The sequence below is a fragment of the Nitrosomonas nitrosa genome, from assembly GCF_003051105.1.
GTDB lineage: Bacteria > Pseudomonadota > Gammaproteobacteria > Burkholderiales > Nitrosomonadaceae > Nitrosomonas > Nitrosomonas nitrosa.
Genome location: NZ_QAOO01000027.1, coordinates 25,155 through 41,684 on the forward strand (window position 1 = coordinate 25,155; position 16,530 = coordinate 41,684).

At 48.1% G+C, this 16,530-nt stretch carries 15 protein-coding genes; 5 read left to right on the top strand and 10 right to left on the bottom strand.

Annotation, left to right across the window (positions count from 1 at the left end; genetic code table 11):
- Positions 1-6: 6 nt before the first annotated feature.
- From C8R30_RS12865 to C8R30_RS12885, 5 genes are all read left to right on the top strand, one after another.
- On the top strand, positions 7-3,075 hold the full coding sequence (locus C8R30_RS12865) for a hypothetical protein (protein ID WP_107790279.1): 3,069 nt from the start codon (positions 7-9) through the stop codon (positions 3,073-3,075).
- Entirely contained in the window at positions 3,065-4,444 is a 1,380-nt protein-coding gene (locus tag C8R30_RS12870; RefSeq protein ID WP_107790280.1) for a contractile injection system tape measure protein, read from the top strand. The genes C8R30_RS12865 and C8R30_RS12870 overlap by 11 nt, the downstream gene beginning before the upstream one ends.
- Before the next feature lie 15 nt (positions 4,445-4,459).
- Complete coding sequence (locus C8R30_RS12875; RefSeq protein ID WP_107790281.1) at positions 4,460-6,520, top strand: eCIS core domain-containing protein; 2,061 nt, start codon at positions 4,460-4,462, stop codon at positions 6,518-6,520.
- 203 nt (positions 6,521-6,723) lie between these two features.
- Entirely contained in the window at positions 6,724-9,057 is a 2,334-nt protein-coding gene (locus C8R30_RS12880) for an eCIS core domain-containing protein (protein WP_107790282.1), read from the top strand.
- Positions 9,058-9,187: 130 nt separating this feature from the next.
- On the top strand, positions 9,188-10,495 hold the full coding sequence (locus tag C8R30_RS12885; protein ID WP_107790283.1) for an ATP-binding protein: 1,308 nt from the start codon (positions 9,188-9,190) through the stop codon (positions 10,493-10,495).
- 15 nt (positions 10,496-10,510) lie between these two features.
- Here C8R30_RS12885 and C8R30_RS12890 read toward each other — a convergent pair whose 3' ends face one another.
- From C8R30_RS12890 to C8R30_RS12935, 10 genes are all read right to left on the bottom strand, one after another.
- Positions 10,511-11,077, bottom strand: coding sequence for a transglycosylase SLT domain-containing protein (locus tag C8R30_RS12890; RefSeq protein ID WP_258192043.1), 567 nt, complete (start codon positions 11,075-11,077; stop codon positions 10,511-10,513).
- Positions 11,013-11,399 (bottom strand): DUF5615 family PIN-like protein, encoded by a 387-nt coding sequence (locus C8R30_RS12895; RefSeq protein ID WP_107790285.1) that lies wholly within the window; start codon positions 11,397-11,399, stop codon positions 11,013-11,015. Before C8R30_RS12895 ends, C8R30_RS12890 begins: the two co-directional genes overlap by 65 nt.
- Positions 11,396-11,626 (bottom strand): DUF433 domain-containing protein, encoded by a 231-nt coding sequence (locus C8R30_RS12900; RefSeq protein ID WP_107790286.1) that lies wholly within the window; start codon positions 11,624-11,626, stop codon positions 11,396-11,398. Before C8R30_RS12900 ends, C8R30_RS12895 begins: the two co-directional genes overlap by 4 nt.
- 101 nt (positions 11,627-11,727) lie before the next feature.
- Positions 11,728-12,024 (bottom strand): TrbM/KikA/MpfK family conjugal transfer protein, encoded by a 297-nt coding sequence (locus C8R30_RS12905; RefSeq protein WP_107790287.1) that lies wholly within the window; start codon positions 12,022-12,024, stop codon positions 11,728-11,730.
- Positions 12,025-13,101, bottom strand: a complete 1,077-nt coding sequence (gene trbL, locus C8R30_RS12910; protein WP_107790288.1) for a P-type conjugative transfer protein TrbL — start codon at positions 13,099-13,101, stop codon at positions 12,025-12,027.
- A 34-nt stretch (positions 13,102-13,135) separates the two neighbouring features.
- Complete coding sequence (locus C8R30_RS12915) at positions 13,136-13,339, bottom strand: hypothetical protein (protein ID WP_107790289.1); 204 nt, start codon at positions 13,337-13,339, stop codon at positions 13,136-13,138.
- Between the two features lie 22 nt (positions 13,340-13,361).
- On the bottom strand, positions 13,362-14,177 hold the full coding sequence (gene trbJ / locus C8R30_RS12920) for a P-type conjugative transfer protein TrbJ (protein ID WP_107790290.1): 816 nt from the start codon (positions 14,175-14,177) through the stop codon (positions 13,362-13,364).
- Positions 14,174-15,595 (bottom strand): TrbI/VirB10 family protein, encoded by a 1,422-nt coding sequence (locus C8R30_RS12925; protein WP_107790291.1) that lies wholly within the window; start codon positions 15,593-15,595, stop codon positions 14,174-14,176. The genes trbJ and C8R30_RS12925 overlap by 4 nt, the downstream gene beginning before the upstream one ends.
- Before the next feature lie 2 nt (positions 15,596-15,597).
- Positions 15,598-16,158, bottom strand: a complete 561-nt coding sequence (locus C8R30_RS12930; protein WP_107790292.1) for a conjugal transfer protein TrbH — start codon at positions 16,156-16,158, stop codon at positions 15,598-15,600.
- 2 nt (positions 16,159-16,160) lie between these two features.
- A partial coding sequence (locus C8R30_RS12935) for a TrbG/VirB9 family P-type conjugative transfer protein (protein WP_181258749.1) occupies positions 16,161-16,530 on the bottom strand: 370 nt, incomplete at its 5' end.

The window sequence follows — 16,530 nt, forward strand, 5'->3', positions numbered from 1 at the left end:
CGTGCAATGGAGCCGATCCCTTCTCTGACCGCTTTAAGGCAGCAGCATCTAGCTGACAGCGTCGATACTGATCAGTTACGTGAGCAGGCGCGCCAGCGTATCGAAGCGCTCGCCAGCGAGTTGTGGACGGACTACAACAGCCATGATCCTGGTATCACCATCCTGGAGCAGTTGGCTTATGCCATCACCGATCTCGGACTGCGTTCCCGTCTGCCCATTGAAGACTTGCTGGCGAACGGGAGTGAACCTTCTTTCTATACCGCTCGTGAGGTGTTGCCCAATGCCGCGCTTACGCCCAATGACTACCGGCGGTTGCTGCTTGCGCTGGACGACATCGTCCGTGATGCACAAGTGGTTACGACTACGAGCGACCGCGTTGAAGGACTTTACGCACTAAAGGTATTGTTCGCAGAGGGTCGGTTGAATGAAAGCTGGCTGGAACAGGGAATTGATCTGCGCGACGATGCGGAAAAATTAGTTTTTCAGACGCGCGTTTATTTTGTTCCACCTGATTGGAGAAGTTTGCCGGATGCATGGTTGACTGAGGGTTCGATCGATGCGATCAGCCTCTCCGATAGTGGCCTGAGCCGGATTGTGGAAGAGGGCCGTGTGCCGCGTTATCATGCGAAAGTGATTGTATCCATTAATTCACAGCCACTGGAGTTGGGCACATGGATTTATACGCAAACTCCAGTACCGCCTGAGTATGAAGCCCTTTTTCAAAGCAAATTGCGCGAATATCTGCGCAGCACTCAAAAGCTTGAAGCAGGAACCAGTGGAGAAGCGGAAGAAGAAACAGCAGAGAATAAAGTAATTGTGGGTGTTTTTCCTCGCTTCCGGGTGCGTACTCAGCAAATCCTTGGCTACCTCGATACCCTGTACGCGTTTCTGAACCAGCATCGCAATCTGTGCGAGGATTGGGTGCGCATCGAGCCGGTACGCATCCAGCAAATCGCGGTTTGCGTGACAGAACTGGAATTGACGCCGGATGCGGGGCCGTTGGCGGTGCTCGCGGAAATTTATTTTTCTTTACAGCAGTTTATCGAGCCACAATTGCGCCCGCGCAGCCTCGACCAGTTGCTGGCGGAAGGGAAGGTTCCGGAGGATATTTTTCAGGGCGAGCAACTGGAGCCGGAATCAGGTTTCCTTTTGGAGGAAGATTTGCAAGGACTGGAGCGCGGCAACACGCTCTATACCTCCGATCTGGTGCGGTTGATCATGCAGGTGCCGGGAGTATTCGCGCTCAGCGGGCTCAGTTTGCGGGCTTTTATCGATCGCTTCGAAGTCAATCGCGATGTACTCAACTGCATGCGTTTGTTCGATCCCGATGATTTTTACCCGCGCCTCAGTCTGGACGATTGTGAAATAAAGCTCTACCGTCAGGGTGTGCAGGTTCTGCTGGACATGCAGACCGTTAAAGATCGCGTACAGCAACTGCATACGGCATTCAAGGCGGGTTTCCCGAAGGAGACCGTCGCCGATCTGCCGGTGCCGCATGGCACGGCGCTGGATATCGAAAGCTACTATTCCATTCAGAACGAGTTTCCACAAACCTACCGCCTGCGGCAGGGGGAGATTACTCCCGGCATGCCGCCAGAACGCAAGGCGCAGGCGAAGCAGTTGAAAGGCTATCTGCTGTTGTTCGAGCAACTGCTGGCCAATTACTGCAGCCAGTTGCTGCATGTGCATGATTTGTTTTCCATCCGCAAGCAGATCGGGCAGACCTATTATCATCAGCCACTTTATTGGGTGCCCGCGGTGCAGGCGCTGTTGCAAGCTTTCCTGGACGAGCAAAGGGGTACGCCATTGAGCTGGGAAGCGTTTACCCGCAACTGTAACGGTTATATCAAGGCATTGAATGGGGCAGCGGAAGATCAGCAAGCTTTCCGCGAGCGCCGCCAGCAATTCATCGAACATCTGCTGAGCCGCTATGGTGAAAGCTTCGGCGATTACCCGGCCTGGGTAAGGGTTAACAATGCTGGGCTGGTATCTTCGGATCTGTTGATGGATCAACTGGAATTTTTGCTGGATTTTCCGGCATTGAGTGCACGGCGAGCAACGGCGCATAACTATGGGACTGCTGAAGTCTGGGGCACGGACAATGTTTCCGGTTTGGAGAAACGCGTTGCACGGTTATTGGGTATGCCCGACTGCCGACGCCGTTCTTTATCGAAGGTGTTCGATATCGGGGAATATTTTGAAACTTATAACGAGATCGATCGGGTGGAAGACCGTGTCCGTGAAGTGCGCTTCCGTTTTTGGAATGCACCCAGAATAGAAGTGTACGAATACGGCAGAATAACGTCAGTCGATGACGTGGACCGCACTAAATACGATATTTTGTTATCGAGTACGCAGCATTATGAGCTGGATGCCGCGCTGGATAAAGAAGTCAAAAAAGTCGTTGAAGATTTTGCTTGCCATGGCAGGTATTATGCAGTCACACAAACTCAACCCACCCGGTCTTCCGAATGCAAGTATTACATCAATTTGCTCGATGCCAGCTTCAATGGAACGGATCCGATCGCCCGTATCATCGATTATCCCGTTAACCGTGGCGAGGTGGAACAGCATATCAGCGAGGTGATCCATCTCATGCAGGGCCGGTATGCGGAAGGCATGCATTTGATCGAGCATATGCTGCTGAGGCCAATGGAGGGATCGACTCAAGCACTGGCACCGGTTCAATTTGAATTGAAAAGTGAATCAGGGAATACTTATTACCATACCTTCGTTAATGATCCTTATTCGTTTCAGATCAGCATTTTTCTACCCGGCTGGGCGCCACGGTTTCAGGATCTGGAGTTTCGTGTCATTGTTGAACGCACCATCCGCCAGGAAACCCCCGCGCATATACTGCCGTGGATTTATTGGGTCGATCTTGAAGACAAGCAGGTACCCGGTGTGTTTACCGAATTCGAGAAAGCATACCAGCAATGGCTAGAGTCGCTGAATTCAGCCAATCGCGCCACCAACCAGGATAATTTTATATACGTATTTAACGCATTAGTCAGACAACCCTATGTGACATTGACCAACCTCACTGCTTACCGGCCGTTTAGCATTGAACGATAATACGCATATTATTCAGAAACTCTTCATCGAGCTGACTGTACCGCGCGGCGGGGATGCCTTTGGCCTGGGCCAGCGGTTGGAACAACTGTTGCAAGAGAAGCTATACCCGAAACTCGATCCCGTATTCGATCAGCTGGCCGGTTCCGGACAATGGGTCGAACTCGATAAATTGGAAATCGACCTGGGGGAGCTGTCTGTGCAGCAGGATGACGATCAGTGGCTCGATCAGGCTTACCAGCAGTTTCGAGGCACGATCGAGTCTGCCGTTGCATCGGCTGTGCAAACGGCAGCCGGGAGCAGCGGCCATCGGCAGATCGAGTGTCTGGCGTATTTCCTGCAATATGGTCATTTGCCCTGGTGGGCCGGGGAGCCTGACCTGGAAAAGCTGCTGGAAGAGCAGATCCATAGGCAACCGCGGGAAGTATTGGCGTTACTCAAATCCCCCATAGCAATGGAACGCTGGATCGCCCAATTTCCGGACCGGTTGCATCGAGCGCTATTGGATGCCTTGGCCATTCATTTGCCGGTTACATTGGCAGACTGGCAAGACCAGGCTACCTTTCTGTCGCGTCAGCAAGCCGGTAAAGTTTATTGGCAAACGACCTGGAGCATCATTCAAGCACAAGAAAGTCCATTGGATGAGCAGGAATGGCAAGCGCAACTGCTACGCAATTTGTTTGCCAATGGGGATACACGGTTCCATACCATCAATGTCAACGGCCAGTTGGCAAAACTAAACCGCTTATTAAATGGTTTTGAGGAAATATTATCTTCTGAAACCCCGCTGCGGAAATTTCTTGCCCGGCAAACCAAAGATGTAACCCCGCCCACTCCACAAAATTTATCAGGCAGCCCTGCAAAAGAACCAGACGGCATTTATGTGCCGCTCGCGGGAACAGTATTGGTGCATCCATTCCTGCCTACGTTGTTCAACAAAGCGAACCTGTTGAATGGTGAAAACTTCAAGGATTTTGCCGCGCAGGAAAGAGCTGTCCATCTGCTTTATTATATCGCCACCCGCCAACAGCAGCCGATAGAGTCAGAAGTGGTGCTGCTCAAACTGCTGTGCGGCCTGCAGCCGGAAACATTGATTGCCCGCGAGATAGTGTTGGGCGCCGATGAAACCAACGAAGCCGAACGCATGCTGCAAGCACTGATCGAACACTGGCCGATCATACAAGGCACCACCACTGAAGAACTGCGCGGCACCTTTTTCATACGCGAAGGCAAACTCACCACCACCGATCTCGGCTGGCGATTGACCGTGGAACAAACCAGCTTCGACGTCCTGCTCGGCAAACTCCCCTGGGGCCTATCCCCCATCATGCACCCCTGGATGGACCGCATGCTCTGGGTAGAATGGGCATAAACCGGCTAAACCCATATGAAAACCGCCAAACAAGCAAATCAAACAACAGAAGGTGCTAGGCGGGGGCCTTTTATTCAGCGGCAGTGTAGTCATTGCGCAAAGGAAAAGGAAGAAGAAGCGCCTTTTATCTCATCGTCCCGAGTAGGCAGAGTACAATCCAAACTCGCCGTCGGCCAACCAGGGGATCAGTACGAGCGAGAAGCCGACCAGATGGCTGATTATGTGATGCGTATGCCGGTACCAGGTTCACTTGCACCAATTATTAGTCGAATACCTCCTGCTCAACCACACTTGCAAAGATTATGTGCTGAATGTGAGGACGAAATTCAGCCCCAACCATCGAATACTTTACTCCCATCGTCTGAACTCATTGTGCAACGCAATGGCAATGGAGACAAAGCTGCAACCCAAACTTCTTCTGATTTAAGTAATCAATTGCAGCGCCGACAGGGGCGAGGAGAACGCTTGCCGCAAGATATTCAAACGGAGATGGAAAATGCCTTTGGTACAGACTTTAGTGGTGTAAGAGTGCACAGAGACAGTGAAGCGATGCAAATGAGTCAGGAGCTTAATGCGCAGGCTTTTACGCATGGATCTAATATTTATTTTGATCATGGGAAATATTCGCCGAGCGAGTCTTTGGGTAAACGTTTATTGGTACATGAGTTAATGCATGTTGTGCAGCAGAGTAGTGGAAATTTTCATTCAAGAAGTAAGCAAGTATTCTCAAAATCATCATCTATTCCACAAATTATGCGAACAGCATGGGAATCATATTCTGAACAACCTTCAACAGATTATTTGCGTGGCGACATTTTTCCTGTAGATATAGTAAATCTCGGCCCAATCAGAGCAAATACAAGAAACTGTGCTTTTACTCCTCTATTTCAGGTCCCAAATTTTGGTGTTCCTAACCAAATGAGCCCTCTAAATAGACTAACCATTAGAGCAACTGCGATGTCTTCGGATGGACGATATCGAATTAGCTCATCTGATGAAGATTGGAGCATGGATATTTTTGAAGCATACTCATCGACTAGTCCTGGTGCTGGATCTCGTTACTATTGTGATACTCCAAATCCCTATCGTAATCACCGAGCTGCAGGACACTTAAATGAAACGCTTACGATTGTGTATCCCAGCCCCCCTGCTCTCTGGAGTACCCGTAATCTTTTTATAAGGTTTAGGAACGGAAGCGGATCTCGTATTATTAGTGCCAATATTCACTTTGAATATCCTCAACCAGCAGCTCCAGATGCATCAGAACAGTTTTGGGATTCCATACAAAGAGTCCTAGGATTACTTGGGATGACACCATGGGTAGGTATCATATTTGATGGAATTGATTTTGTGATATCTGCTGCAAGAGGAAGGTGGGTGGAAGCTGGTTTTGCTGCTATGGCTATATTGCCGGGCTTAGGAGATGCGGCCAGAGCTGCCAGAGTATCATCACAAATTCATGACGGTATTTGGCTTACTCGATCCATACATTCTGGGAATGACGTAATTGGTTATCGCATTTCACAAGATATTTTGAGAGCTATGAGTGCTGACGATATTGTTCGAGCGATAAGGGAAAGTTCCTCAGAGCTGGCTCGTGTAAGTATTCCTTCTCGTCTAGAAAGGGTACCTAGATCATTAGGCCGTAGAAGAGGTCCCGTAGATAATACCCTTCTAACACAAGCACTTTACGTTAGAACACATCTTGTGGGAATCACTTACCCGTTATTGCACGATATTAATGTTGCAGCAGCAAGAGTTCGCATTGGCGACGAAATCGAATATATTACTTTCAGAAACACACGGCATGACGTACATTCAGAAACTTGGATACTTAGTGAAGTTGAAAGAATTCGGAATAATCACCCTAGCGTAAGAGTCATTGTTGAACAGGTATTTACTGAGAGAGCTCCATGTCGAGGTTTGCATAATTGTTCTGGAAGTTTGAGGTTATTAGAACGTTCGCAAATTTCGCAATTTGGAAATGATGGTCAATTAGCAGTATTTTATGGTAGCGCTGAACTTGATGCACAAGTCGTCAATGATCTTAGAGTGCTGTGGGGTCTTGAGCAGTAGGCAAAAGTAAATTAATAAAGAAGAAGAAAAATCAGGCCCAGTTAAAAAGTGTCGCGATCACAGATCATGTCATGACTTTTACAAATGACGGAAAGTGATTTATGTAATTTTAACGAATCAATTCACTTATCAGCTTTAGCATTGAGTAATAATTCGAAGTGGACTGTATGCACTGAGTGGAATAAGCATTTGAGTGTGCACATATGAAAGTCGCCAAACAAGTTAATCAAACAACAGAAGGTACTAGGGAGCCTTTTATTCAGCGGCAGTGTAGTCATTGTGTGGAAGAAGAAAACACACCTTTTATTTCACCCTCGCGGGTGGGGAGGGTGCAAGCGAAACTCATCATCGGTCAACCAGGAGACCAGTACGAGCGGGAAGCCGACCAGATAGCTGATTATGTGATGCGTATGCCAATGGAAAGAGAAACTCGACCATTGATCAGCCGTATATCGCATGTACAACCAAACTTACAAAGATTATGTACTGATTGCGAAGATGAAATTCAACGCAAGCCCTCGGATGTTTTAGAGCGTGAAGAAGAATTATCTGATGCTGCACTCCGGCCGTCAGAATCCATTGTGCAACGCAATGGCAATGGAGACAAAGCTGCAACCCAAACTTCTTCTGATTTAAGTAATCAATTGCAGCGCCGACAGGGGCGAGGAGAACGCTTGCCGCAAGATATTCAAACGGAGATGGAAAATGCCTTTGGTACAGACTTTAGTGGTGTAAGAGTGCACAGAGACAGTGAAGCTGTACAAATGAGTCAGGAGCTTAATGCGCGGGCTTTTACACATGGATCGGATATTTATTTTAATTATGGAAAGTACGACCCACAATCAGCGCAAGGACGCAAATTACTAGGTCATGAGCTAACACATGTAGTTCAGCAGAGAGCTGTTACTCTACGAAACGTTATACAACGACAAGTTGGGCACTGGAATTCTAATTGCAGGCAAGCTGCTGAATTTGAAGCGCGCAACTGCAATAGACCCAACTTGAGTTTACGCCGACGATTGGGAAGTCAGGTGCATCCAGAAATACAGAGACGATTTCGCAGAAACGATCATATTAATAATCTTACAGAAATTACAGTGCCAGGTGGAAATGAGTGTCGATTTGAAGGAAGTTCTACCAGCAGAATTGGCCGCGCTGATCTAATTAAAGTAATTAGTCGAGGCCCAAGGGGAGGATTAATCCTATTAAGGATTGCGGAAATCAAGCCCGCAAGTGGCTCTGAGCTTGCTGGGGGTGAAGCACAGGCTACATGTTATGCTAATAAAATTATTAGATATGGTCCAGATTGTTTATTATTGGGAATACTTCGCCTAAGACAAACATCAGCTTTTCGTCAAGAGTTTACCGAGTATGCTGCCACATTAAATATGTGTTCTCGGGTTGGGGCATTCCGGGGGTTTCGACAATATCATCAGAGAGGATATCAAGAGCAACTAGGACGTATCGTCAGCGCGGAGCATAATTACTTTCCGTTTACCCCTCTGTTTTTTCGTATGGGAGATCGATATGTTATGGTGCAAAGTTGTTTACCTAACGTAATTGGGTATTGGTTTGTTAACCAGAATCGTCAACAGCGATGTGCCGAGCAAAGGCAAGTTTCTGCCCAAGGTACTCAAGAGGAAGGAATCTTTGCTAGAATAGGATATAGTAATTTTCGTATTATCCAATTCAATCAACATATATCAGTGTCTGATGCAATTCGGTTTATCTGGCCTGAAGGGGCTCCTTTTAGGCATCCATTGGAACCGGTAACTGAAAGTGGTTTGGGTTTTGCTCCTGGTTTATATACTCAATTCGTTTTGAGTAATAATGTCCAATTAATTGGTGGGCTTGCTTTTTCTATTGAAAGTTTCCTTCCCGGGATGCGGCCTGAGTTACTAACCCAATACCAAGCACGAATTGCAAGTGGTCCCGACCCAATTCACAGTGTATCTACAGTGCCCCTTGAACAAAGAATTCCCGAATGGGCTCATCCGGAAGCTCGTGAGGCCATCTTAACAAGTAGTTTTCATTCAGGTGTAACCGTTGATGTTTATCCCAGCTCTGGAGATGGTTGGGGAAGAACAGTTCTTCGCGTTTCGCAAGGACGTGTTATGAGAGTGGAAATATATCGTGAGTATCCGGAAGAGATTTCTTGGTATTTAAATAATATTGCCGATGGCGATCATTCTATTGCAAGAATTAATCAAGAGGTATACGTTCAATGGAACCGTGATATCGCCTCTCTGGTGATAGAACGAGGTTGGAGTTTACGTCGTGCTCGTGACTATCTACGAGGAGTTTATCGCGAATTATTCATGCTTATTGTCGCTGGATTTGTTGGAGCCTTTGCTTCTGGAAGTATGCCTGGCCGTTCACCTGCAACAGCTTCCAGCGCTATGCGAGGCAACAGGCTAAGAATTAGAAATGTGCGCAGTGGAGCGAGATTTAATCCGCAATCAATACCTGTTCGTCGGGCTCCGACAATAAGTCAGCATGGACAACGTACTCGTCGATATTTTAGTAATGCTGCTTAATTAGCTGATAAAAAAAGAAAAACGAAAAAAATGGGTCAGAATCATTATTATAAATAACATCTTTATGTTTCGTTAATTGCTTTGTTATCCGCAGCGCGTGAACAGTGGGGATAATCATTGTTGGCATATCATGACTTATGAATCAAAACCTTTCGATTGGCAGTTATTGTTAAGCGATTTTCTAAGGATACTCAAATCTGTACCTGTATTAGATTCAGTATTGCCTGCAGACAGCGATATTTTTCTGTTTTTTCAGTCCCGGCTACCCAATAAATCTTTTCAAGCAATCGATCTTTTTTTGATGATCGGCACCCTGATTCCTCATTTCTCCCCGGCTTACTATGATCAGCTTTTTGTCGAGCTTTTCGGTGAAGGCAACTTCCCTGAACTGGGTGGTGTGCGTGGTAAACAGCATCGCGGTATCTTGCTTACTGGAGAAATGGCACTATTCCTGATCTGCAGAGAGGATTTACAGCGGCGGCAGGAGTTGTATGAGACTTATTTTTGTAACGACCACTGGTTGTTCAGGGAAAAAATTCTCAGCCTGGAGCCTCCCTTGCCAGGAGAGCCGCGTCTGAGTGGCAGGCTGGTGATGGCTGAGGAATATGTGGGGCTGTTTCTGATTGGAAGAATGGGGAAACCAAGTTTAGGTGCTGATTTTCCCGCACAGAAGATTGATACTTTGCAGGAATGGGATGACCTGGTGCTGCACCCACAGACGCGGCAGCAGGTAATGGATTTACAAGACTGGTTAATTCATGGACAAGCGTTGCTGACAGATTGGGGTTTGGCGCGTAGAGTGAAACCCGGGTATCGGGTATTGTTTTATGGCCCACCAGGCACGGGTAAAACGCTGACTGCTGCCTTACTGGGAAAATACACTGAACACGATGTTTATCGCGTGGATTTGTCGATGATCGTGTCCAAATATATTGGCGAGACGGAAAAGAACTTGGCCAAATTGTTTGATAAAGCGGAGCACAAAGGCTGGATTTTATTTTTCGATGAAGCCGATGCGTTGTTCGGCAAGCGCACTGGCGTGCAAAGCTCACATGACCGCTACGCCAACCAAGAGGTGTCTTATTTATTGCAGCGAGTGGAAGATTACGATGGTTTGGTGATTCTGGCATCGAATTACAAAGACAACATCGACGAAGCATTTATGCGGCGCTTCCAGGCGATTATCGCTTTCCCGCTTCCCCGTGCCGGTGAACGGCTGCATCTCTGGCAAAAGGCATTACCCGTGGCAGTGCAAATGGCCGCAGATGTTGACCTTAAACAGATCGCTGATCGCTATGAATTGTCAGGCGCCGATGTCGTCAATGTCGTGCATTATATTTGCCTGCGGGCTATGGCAGGTAAACAAACCCTCATTACGAACAAGCAAGTATTAGCTGGTATAGAGCGTGAACTGAGAAAAACCGGGAAGAAATTGTAGAACGTTATCTTCTTGCTAATCAATCACTTTGTTTTCTGGGATTTTCTTGTGATTTGGTTGAAAATGAGCTTCCAGCCAGTCTGCCCACTTGGAGGCTTTGGCTATAAGATCAGCGCGATATTTGGCATTATATTCTGGCGTTCTTGAATGATAATTCGCTGCTTTTGTCCAGATATCACCTTTGTCATTTTTGATATGCTGGCGCACGCGCCATGAGGCCAAGTCGTAGGCATAACATCCGCTCTGTGCAACATGATCAGTTGTAATACCATACTTTGATAAATCTTGTAGATACGCTGTATTGAATTGCATAGCGCCAACATCGTGCGTACCGTTTTTATTTTGTACCCATTGACCGGGCTTTCCACCTTCTTTTTCCGCGATGGCCAGCAAAATATTGGCGGGAATCTCGTACTTGACTGCAGCGATAATGGAGCATACTGCTCGTTCCTGCATGTCTGGCGGCAAGTCCATCATGAGCAAATCTGCAAGTTGCTGAGGATAATCGTCGATGGTGTCATCTATCTTCCAACGTCCAGGGTCGAAGTGGAAGTAGCCGTACTCTGGTACGGCTGGTGTCAACCGTTAGCAATGCACCATCAGCCAATTCTGTAGCCATTTGCTGTAAAGCTGCGATCACCTGTTTGCCGATAGTGTCAGGATTGACATTATCTGCACGGATTTGTACTACACTGGGTTTTTCACCATGCGTGGCGGCCAGGATAGTGCTGAAATCCAGATCGTGTGTCAGAACGATATAGTCGTTTGCTTTGGTATAAGCCATGATTTCACTGTCCGATGCATTGTATGTGCCAAGTACATACCAGTGAACTGCATCAAAACATGCGTTAGCCAGCTCATCGACCCAACGCGGTGACAAATTCATGTCGACGTGCAGTGTCATGAAGAAGCTAAAATGACTTCACGTTCCTCCGCACGCCATGCGGCGTAACGCAGCGCCTGCATAATGTCTTCATGCTCAAGGTAGGGATAGTCGGTAAGAATTTCATCGACGCTGCGGCCAGCACCAATTTGTCCGGCGATCATGCCGACTGTGACACGCATTCCCCGGATACATGCCTTGCCACCCATGATGCCGGATTGCTGGGTGATACGATCGAGTTGTTCCATATTCTTATCCTTTTCAATGACAAGCTGGTTGATTGCTGTTAGTAGGCAACGATTTACGCATGCTCATTAAATCAATTAAATGATGTCATTACAAGCAACGATTAAAATCCCAATTGTCTGCCGTACTTGCTGTTAATCATATCCGGCCAGTTACCTGCCGAAGTACATTGGCCTAGAAATCGGCCGCGAGCTTTAAATGTCTTGTTCAGGCTGATACCACCATGACTGTTGAACAGGATGATATCGAAGTAATTCTGAACAAATCTTCTGCAACCGGAAGCAACACCGGAGCCTTGCAGCATTCCTGCCATACAAAGCACGGTACTGCAGGAATCCTTGGCCTGAGCTGGTACGCATAGTAACGACATCACTATAAAGCTTAAGAGATACTTTTTCATTTATTTATCTCCTCTGGAAATGTAATTACCGCTTTTCTCTGCATTCTGTCCAGATTTAACCGCATTCATCAATGGTTCTATGCCTTTGATGGGGCTGTTTCTGCGCAATGCAGAAACGCCATAAGCGGCGATAGTCGCTGTCGTTCCAGCCGCAGCTACCAAACCACCCGCGCTGTAACTGCCGATTCCGGCTGCGGATCCGATACTGCTGCCGGTAACGATTCCAGAAATCAAAGGAGGCAGTTTGGAAATGAGCACCCATAAGGCTATGGTAAAAACCAGCATGACAGCAAGTTCTTCAAAATTCAGTACGTTCTTACCCATTTTGGAATAAAAACTGGATAACAAATCACTTCCGATGCCTACAATGAGCAGCATTACAAACAACTGAAGGCCAACGCCGAGAACGGTTTTAAAGTAGTTGATGGCGATATCCGTCGTCCATCTGGCGCCACCAAAGCCCAATAAAAAGATGCCGGCATACATGAGAACCCATGCTGAAATTAATAGAAGCAACATATTGACTGCAATCACCGCGATGACGATAAGAATAATCAACGAAATGATAAGCGCTATCAAGCTGTCTACCGGTTGCAAAATAGTGAGATTGTTGGTTGCCTGGTTCCAGATTGAAATACCGATATTCATTACGCTGGCGTGCCCGGTGTTTCCCGGTAATCCTGCAGCACTATTTCCCAATTGTTGCATCGACGCTATAACGGTGCCTGCGATATTGTGACCTGAAACAGCATTGGTCAGTAGCCAGAAGAAGAATCCGGTAAAAATGATAAATCGCGTGAATTCTGCAAAAAACTCGCCAATATCAGCTTTGCGTAACAACATCATGCCAAATGTCCAAACCATAGAAATCAATACCAGTGTCCAGAACAAACGTTCTGCCGCTCCTTGAACGATTGTTTGCCAGGATTTGACTTTGCCGCCAAATTTTTGAACGACTTGGTCCAGTACGCTTTGGTTGGTTACGGGATCGACATAAGCGAGTTCAGCAAACGCACGGGTGGAAAAACACAATAAAATAATCAGGGTGATAATGAATGTGACTTTATTTTCAATCATCTTACTACCCCTTTTATATAGCATAAGCCTGAAGTTACTCGGATTCGTTCATTTGTTGATTAAATTTTTCAGGATCGGATATATCCATTTCAAACCAGTTCTTACCTTGAGGCAATTCATTCAGTTCTTTTCGGGGCTCCTTCATTTCAAGTTTGCCATCGCCATCATTGGAGCAACCTGATAACAGCAATAAATATGCTGAGCAGATAACAACAATAACTAAGCGGATTTTTTTCATGATTTTCTCCATGGTTAGATAATTAAAACGCGTCTGTAACTGACCAATTTCTCCCAGGCGGCAGGGTTTGTGGACTTAACCGTTTGGTTGCCGTTTCACGCGCAGCCTGCCACATGGCTTCCCGATCTATTTTGGCTTGGTTTTGCGCATTGATGGCATTGTGTTGTGCGATAAGCAGGTGCCGGATTTGCAGCAACTGGTTTGCTTGGTGGGCTGCGAGCTGATTGGCATATTGCAATGCCTCCATTTGTCCTTCAGCAGTTTGGGTGCGTTGCTGCAGGATTTGCAGTTGTGCGGCATCGAGCGGAATCTGTTGTGAATGATGATCAAGGCCGCGCAGCACAGCATCGCTGGCGCTCTTTTGCGCATCGGTGCTGGCATCCTGTCCCTGTTTCAATATGCCCCAAGCCGATTCGGTGCAACTGTCTTCGAGATTGAAGCATGGTGAGCTGCGGTAATAATTCACATTGCGGAAGCGCTGCAGATAACCGTCCAGGCCGCCATAGCGTTGACCGTAGTAGCGGACGGTATCGGTCATATGCATGAGCTTGTTCATCGTATATTGCGCCTGCGCCCAGACATATGCCGGTGGCGCCAGGGTATTGCGGATCATGTTTTCGTATTGCTGCAGTTGCGTCTGATACTGCTGTATCTGCTTCAAGGTCTGTGCCACATTTTCTATCGCGGCAACCGTGGTTTGCTGTACGTTGGCCGCATCGATGACCGGGATTCCGCCAGTGTGGGCGGTTGTGTTGAACATTGCAAAGAGAATGGCAACCATACCGGCTATTTTGCGCCAACTATTGGGCCGTGCGGATGGACTCTTACTGTTTGTCATTGGTGATCGCTCCATGCATAGTCAAAGGATTGCCAGGGCTTGTTGAACACCATGTCCTTGGTCACGATGATGTTGAACCGGTACCCCGGCCTGATTTCGAGGGTGGGTGAGATATTCATGTTCTTGCGGATGAGATTGGCGGTGACCAGTCCCAGTTGCTGGCCGAGTGACTGACTCATGATACTGCCTGCGTTCTGCCGCCCGAATGCGCCGCCTGCATCGCGCTGGCTGTAGGCTGTTCCAGCTACAATCGCGGACATGATCAATGCCGAGCCGAAAATACGCAGGTAATGATTGTTCACCTGATCTTTGAATCCGGCATAACCCACACCGTCGGCACCCGGCATCGCCCCGATATCCATCGTCTTGCCATCCGGGAAGACAATACGCTGCCAGGCAACGAGCACACGTGCCTGACCGTATTCGACTTCGCTCGAATACGTACCCACGAGGCGCGAGCCTTGCGGGATCAAACGGTGTTTGCCAACCGGCGAGTCATAAATATTCTGGCTCACTTGCGCCATGATTTGTCCCGGCAGTTCGGAATTGATTCCGGAAATCAACGTTGCCGGAATTACAAAACCGGTTTGCAGAATGTAAGGCGATTGCGGTTTTCTGACTTGGCTGTCGAGTTTCCAGCGATCATCGCCAATGGTCGAGTCGAAACGTGCATAATCATTGGCATAGCCGGTTGGCTGATCGTTCAGCAGCATGGGGGCGTCATCGTCATAATCGTCAGAAATACCCGCACCCAATCCGCCTTGTCCTTGCCGCAGTTGTGTAAGCCGTGCATGATAGGCAGCGGTCGGATCCTCACGCAGATTCGCATCGATCTGCTGGCGTACTCGTGCCAGCTCCGCGAGCGCTTCCTCGCGCGAGGGCGTGTTGCCGGTGCCGGTATAGTGGGGTGCAGATGCGGCGCTTCTGGGTGCGATCACATTGACGTTGGTTTTGGCTTTGATCGCTTCTTCAAGTTGTTGGCGTTTGAGCAGGCGGATATGTTCGAGTTCGGCATGGCGTGATGTATGGGTACTCTCCAGCTCTGGAGGCAGTGGCGGCAAATCGAGATCAGCAGGCCGCTCGATGATGATTGCCTCGCGCCAATCTTTGATAAACCGGTCATCCGGTAGATCTGCCGTTTCTGGCTGCACTTTGGGTTCGATAATGCCGCCGATATAGTCTTTGGCGATCAGACTTGCAAAATTGCTGCTCGACTGAACATCATGATTGCTATCGAAATCGTCTACATGATTGCGCTCGGTGGCGCGGTTCATCGCCACAATGCCCATGAGCAGCATAAATATCAGCATGATGGCGCCGAAGATATAAAGCGGCAGATTGTTGACGCGGCGCACACCCACGCTTTTGGCAACAGTGTCAGGCGAGGTATCCGGCGATAGCCGCTTATCCGTTGACATCCTCAATTCTCCCGTAGCCTGCGCACCCACAAGCCTGCGGGTTCGATCTGTCCGGAATGCACTACGAAAGCGCGCGTCAGTTTCAGGTCTTCGATCAGGATGCTGACATGATACAGATCATCGGAGCGGTCGATGATATAGCGTAGTGCCAGACTCGGTTTGGCTTCCGCTTGTGTAGTTTGCTGAGCGTATTCATCCGCTTCATCGATCTTTTGAGATAGCACAACTGCCAATAACGGATTATCTTGCTTCACCGTTTCCTGCACGGCATATCCCTGCATGCGCAAGTTGTCGATCAATGCTTGACCGAAAGGATCGCTCGCAGGATGCTGCACAGCGAATTGTGTGCTGGCAGCCGGATATAGCCGTCCGATCTGGTCTGTCACATCATCCGCCATGACTTTGCCGTACTGGCTGAACGCCGGTGACGGATTCTGGATAAAATTGCCATACGGTTGTGTCATTGCACAGCCGCCCAGCAATAGCAAAATAGCTGCACAGATCAGCACAGGTTTATAGGCGAAATAGTTATCGGTTTTAACTGCATTAAATCGTAGCCTCATGATCAATTCCCTCGTGTAACCGTCACGCGGCTTTGATTGTTGCCGGCACCTGCCACCAGGATTGCCTTGTCGAATAGTGCATCCACGATGTAGCGGTCACCCTGCAGCCGGTAATTGACCATGACCGTATCGTCTTTCCTGAACAAGCCGCCTTTCTTGTTGAGCAGCAACAAAGTCGGCGCTTCAGTCTGCGCCATGATTCTCGGCATCTGGATAATGGTTTTCTGTCCGTCGTTATACACGCGCACCGGTTTCCATACCGCATTGCCGGAAACCAAATACGCAAAATCGAGATTGCCAAGATATTCTCCGGTTTCAGGGATGACACGCGATTGCCGGATTGCCATCGTGCGGTTTTTCTGGGCTTTGATG

Bases quoted from the DNA above. Each gene is read 5' to 3' on its own strand.
- C8R30_RS12875 (WP_107790281.1), top strand. From the start codon at position 4,460: ATGAAAACCGCCAAACAAGCAAATCAAACAACAGAAGGTGCTAGGCGG.
- C8R30_RS12930 (WP_107790292.1), bottom strand. From the start codon at position 16,158: ATGAGGCTACGATTTAATGCAGTTAAAACCGATAACTATTTCGCCTAT.
- C8R30_RS12885 (WP_107790283.1), top strand. From the start codon at position 9,188: ATGACTTATGAATCAAAACCTTTCGATTGGCAGTTATTGTTAAGCGAT.
- C8R30_RS12865 (WP_107790279.1), top strand. From the start codon at position 7: ATGGAGCCGATCCCTTCTCTGACCGCTTTAAGGCAGCAGCATCTAGCT.
- C8R30_RS12915 (WP_107790289.1), bottom strand. From the start codon at position 13,339: ATGAAAAAAATCCGCTTAGTTATTGTTGTTATCTGCTCAGCATATTTA.
- C8R30_RS12905 (WP_107790287.1), bottom strand. From the start codon at position 12,024: ATGAAAAAGTATCTCTTAAGCTTTATAGTGATGTCGTTACTATGCGTA.
- trbL (WP_107790288.1), bottom strand. From the start codon at position 13,101: ATGATTGAAAATAAAGTCACATTCATTATCACCCTGATTATTTTATTG.
- C8R30_RS12925 (WP_107790291.1), bottom strand. From the start codon at position 15,595: ATGTCAACGGATAAGCGGCTATCGCCGGATACCTCGCCTGACACTGTT.
- C8R30_RS12895 (WP_107790285.1), bottom strand. From the start codon at position 11,399: ATGACACTGCACGTCGACATGAATTTGTCACCGCGTTGGGTCGATGAG.
- trbJ (WP_107790290.1), bottom strand. From the start codon at position 14,177: ATGACAAACAGTAAGAGTCCATCCGCACGGCCCAATAGTTGGCGCAAA.
- C8R30_RS12880 (WP_107790282.1), top strand. From the start codon at position 6,724: ATGAAAGTCGCCAAACAAGTTAATCAAACAACAGAAGGTACTAGGGAG.
- C8R30_RS12900 (WP_107790286.1), bottom strand. From the start codon at position 11,626: ATGGAACAACTCGATCGTATCACCCAGCAATCCGGCATCATGGGTGGC.